This window comes from Gryllotalpicola sp., assembly GCF_027352875.1.
Taxonomy (GTDB): Bacteria; Actinomycetota; Actinomycetes; order Actinomycetales; family Microbacteriaceae; genus Gryllotalpicola.
Window position 1 is genome coordinate 1 of sequence record NZ_DAIEII010000012.1, and the last position, 4009, is coordinate 4009.

The 4009-nt window shown below is 68.1% G+C and carries 1 protein-coding gene; it reads left to right on the forward strand.

Going from position 1 to position 4009, the window contains the following annotated elements:
• The first annotated feature begins 1685 nt into the window (after positions 1-1685).
• Positions 1686-3869, forward strand: a complete 2184-nt coding sequence (locus M7D61_RS02030) for a TonB-dependent receptor (RefSeq protein WP_298227085.1) — start codon at positions 1686-1688, stop codon at positions 3867-3869.
• Positions 3870-4009: the final 140 nt, after the last annotated feature.

A 4009-nucleotide genomic window follows, 5' to 3' on the forward strand; every position in this document is an offset into this window, starting at 1 on the left:
GTGTCACGGCTCGGAGCGAGAAGCCCGGGTCAGTATAGGCATCGTGCGCGCAAGCGCAAGCCCCCGAAACCTCGCCGCCGTTGCGAAAAGCCAACGCCCAGGCTCGCCGTTGCGACCATGTTGACAGGACGCCATCGCGACAGCGACTCGCCGGCGTACCACGGCGGACGCTTCGTCTTCCGTAGCCAGGCCGCCGCCACAAACGGCACTCCCCACCGCCAGCGACGTCGAGGCTGCCGTCCGCCCGACCCGTGGCGGGGCCGTCTCGGCCGCGCGCGACGGCCCAACATGCTTGCACCAGACTGTTCGCCTCGGCTCCCGCAGGGCGGGCGAGACGCCCGCCCCACAGGTTCTGGTCTACCCGACTCGACGGGCATGCCGGCACCCTCCCGCCGTTGTCATCCTGAGCGAGCGGAGCGAACGAAGGATCTCGTGGAAGAAGCAGGATCCTTTCTTCGCTCCGCTCAGAACAACCTCGCGGCCTGTACGACAAGGCCCTCGGCTCAGCACGACGAGATCCTTCGTCGCGGCCTTACGGGCCGCTCCTCAGGATGACAACATGAGAATCGCTTACCGCGGGCTGGCGTTCGCCGCGAACCCCTCGCCTCCAACTACGCCAGCTTCGCCACGAACGGCCCTTCGCTTCGCTTCGTGCCTGACTACCAACACCCAGACCGGCTCACGTCGCCGTCGTTTCCTCGCGCCTTTGTCTTTCCGCTCCTCCGCTCCTCCGCTCCTCCGCTCCTCCGCTCCTCCGCTCCTCCGCTCCTCTGCTCCTCTGCTCCTCTGCCCCTCTGCTCCTCCGCCCCTCTGCCCCGTGCCCGCGCCCGACTCGTGGCGTCGGGTCAAGTCGTCCTGCGGCCCGCTCAGAAATGGAACGCGTCACGCCCTCGTGATATGGTGTCCAGGCTGTGCCATCTTCGAGGAACGCTCTGATGGTCTATCTCATGAAGCTTATCGGAGTTATCGCCCTGGTTCTGGGCGGCGGCCTGCCCTCCGCGCCGACCGCGGCCGCGAGACCCGGGCCGACGCCGCGCGGGGACCTGGAAGTCGTTGAGGACGGCCTATTGGGCGCTACCGTACGTGTGCCGGAACCAGCCGCGGAGGCGCCCCGGAGCGCGCTCCATCCCACGGTGGGCGAGGTGGAACTCCGGCTCTCGTCTCATCCTGCGCGCATCAATCCGATCCACTTGACCTCGGATCTGGACCCCGGTTACCTGCGCTCCCGCTGGGGGGCGCCAAACCCGCCGACGCGGCGCGCTCGCGTTCTCCAACGGGTCGGCGGCGAGAGTCTGGCCGTTGAGGCAGACCAATCGGCCGATCTTCCAATTGCTGCCAGTGAGGACCTCCCAGCGATGTCGCTTCACTCTGATCCCGGCCGATGGTGGGAAGCATCGGGCACCACCTTCGCGCCCGTCGGACTGACCCACCACTCGACCGGGGTAGCAAACCGTCACGCCAGGGCGTTCACGCCACAGACGGCGCTTGGTCGGACCCACCGCGCATCATCGGTGATCACTCACCAGCCCCATCCGACGTCGTCGACGACGAGAGTGTCGAGTCGCGCGCCTCGTGCTGGGTCTCTGAGTCGGGGTCGGCCGCTGGCCACTCCCCGTCGAGAGTAGACCTCTTCCCGACGTTCTGTGTCCCTGCCCAACGCGAAGGGTCCTGACCCGGGAGGAATAGTGCAAACTCGAATCATCGCTCTCATCTTGGCGTGTCTGAGTTTCTCGACGGCCGTCCACGCACTCGAAGGCGTCCTCCTCGACCATGACGGGAGGCCGGTCGCGGGAGCTCGGATCCAGGTCCTGGGCCGGCCGGGTTCCTCGGTCACGGACGCCGCCGGCCATTTCACCCTGACACCTGACCCGACAGTGCCCTTCGACGTGGTCGTGAGCCGGCCGGACGGCATCGCCCTACGGCCGATCCCGGTCGAGTCGGTACCTGTCTCAGGCCCCATCGAGCTGCGAATCAGTCCGGTCTTCACAGACGCGGTGACCGTCGTCTCCAGCGCTCCGGCCGACCTCGAGCTCCCGCCTGCCGCTGCGTTCACCCTGGTCGGCCGGGCCGATCTCGAGCAGCGCGGTCCGCAGCACCTGTCCGACACACTGGACACCATCGCCGGTGCGAGCGGACTCGAGCGTGGCCACGATGCCGTCCCGGCGATCCGAGGGCTGACGAGCGGGCGCACGCTGATCCTGCTCGACGACGGCCGCGTGACGGCCGAGCGCCGCGCGGGTCCGTCCGCCACGTTCCTTGATCCCTTCAGCATCGACGAGGTCGAGGTCGTACGGGGGCCGGGCTCGGTCGCGTACGGTTCCGACGCCTTCGGAGGGGTTATCCGCGCTCGTACCCGCATTCCCGGCCCCAGCGACCCATTCGCCGTTCGTTACACTTCCGTCGGGGCGACCGACACGGGCGAACGGGCGGTCGACCTGGAGATCGGCGCACCCGTCTTCGGAGGTGGGCTGCTCGCCGCCGCCTCCTACCGGAAGTTCGAGGATTACTCGTCACCTCGGGGAACGGTCTTCAACTCCGCAGCCGAGTTCCAGGGCCTGCGTCTCGGGTACCAGCGCGCCGCCCTCGGCGGCAACCTCCGGCTGTTGTGGCGCACCGATCTGGGCCGCGACATCGGGAAAGCGGCGACCGACTCGCGTATCACTCGAGCCTCGTACCCGCAGGAGAACTCGCACCGGTTCGCCCTCCACCTCGACCGACCGGGGCCTGGTCAATGGTCGCGCGTCGGCGTCACGGTGACGTGGGATTCCTACCAACTGCTCACGGACCGCGACCGCCTGCCCACGGCGACCACTCCGCGACAGCTCACCAGCGCCGACGTCGACGCCACCGACTACGGCCTACGGTTGGAAGCGGAGCGGTCCATCGGGGCCGTACGAGCGATCGTCGGGATCGATGCCAATGGACGCTTGGGCCTGTCGGCCGTCAATACCACGACCAACTACGGCCTCTCCGGTCTGACAACCGGCTCGACGCGGGAGGTCTCCGTCCGGTCTGCACGCCGCGACGACGTGGCCATCTTCGTCGCCGCGAGTGGGAGCGTTGGGCGAGTCGGCCTGTCGGCCGGCGTGCGCGGCGATCGCGTCAGGACCACCAACCGCGCGGGCTACTTCGGGGACCGGGGCTCGTCGAACGCCGCGCTCTCCGGGTTCGTGGCCGTCGGCGTACCGCTGGCGACCGGCCTCGAGCTCTCGCTTCAGGCCGCCCGCGGGTTCCGCGACGCTCTCCTCTCGGACCGCTACTACCGGGGAATCTCGGGCCGAGGCTTCATCACCGGCAACCCCGACCTCAACGCCGAGACGAGCCGCCAATTCGACGGCGCGTTGCGCTGGGCCAGCGGACCATACCGTGCGGCGCTCTACGGTTACCAGTACCGCATCCATGACCTCATCGAACGATACAGGACCGGCAACAACTACTTCTTCCGCAATCGAGGGGAGGCGCAACTGGAGGGCGTCGAGCTCGAGGGCACCGTCGAGGTCGGAGGCGACACGTTGCTCCAGATCGGTCTGCAGGCCGAGCAGGGAAAGGTCCTCGATGACGGAACGCCGACCGACGGCGTGCCATCCCGCGGCGGCTTCCTGGTCGTCCGCCGGGAGACCGGCGGCCGCTGGTGGTGGCTCGGCCGCCTGGCTGCCTACGTCCGCGACCGCCGTCCGGGACCGACAGAGCAGGTGGTACCGGGGTACGCGACTCTGGACGCCGGTCTCGGCTACCGCCTCACGGAGGCGCTCCAGCTTCAGCTTTATGGACGCAACGTCCTCAATCGGAGCTACCTCGCGTCGGCGGACGTCGCTTCCGTCTTGGCCCCTGGGCGCTCGGTCATACTCAGTGCCCGCGGCGTGATCTGATACCACTTTGTGTTCAACCGTAATGTTTTGGTAGTGGCCAAGCACACGCGCGCAGGAGGCCCGTAGGGAACCACTGTCATCGCGAGGAGTCCCGCCAACGGCGGGACGACGTGGCGATCTCGCCGAAATCCACGAGACTT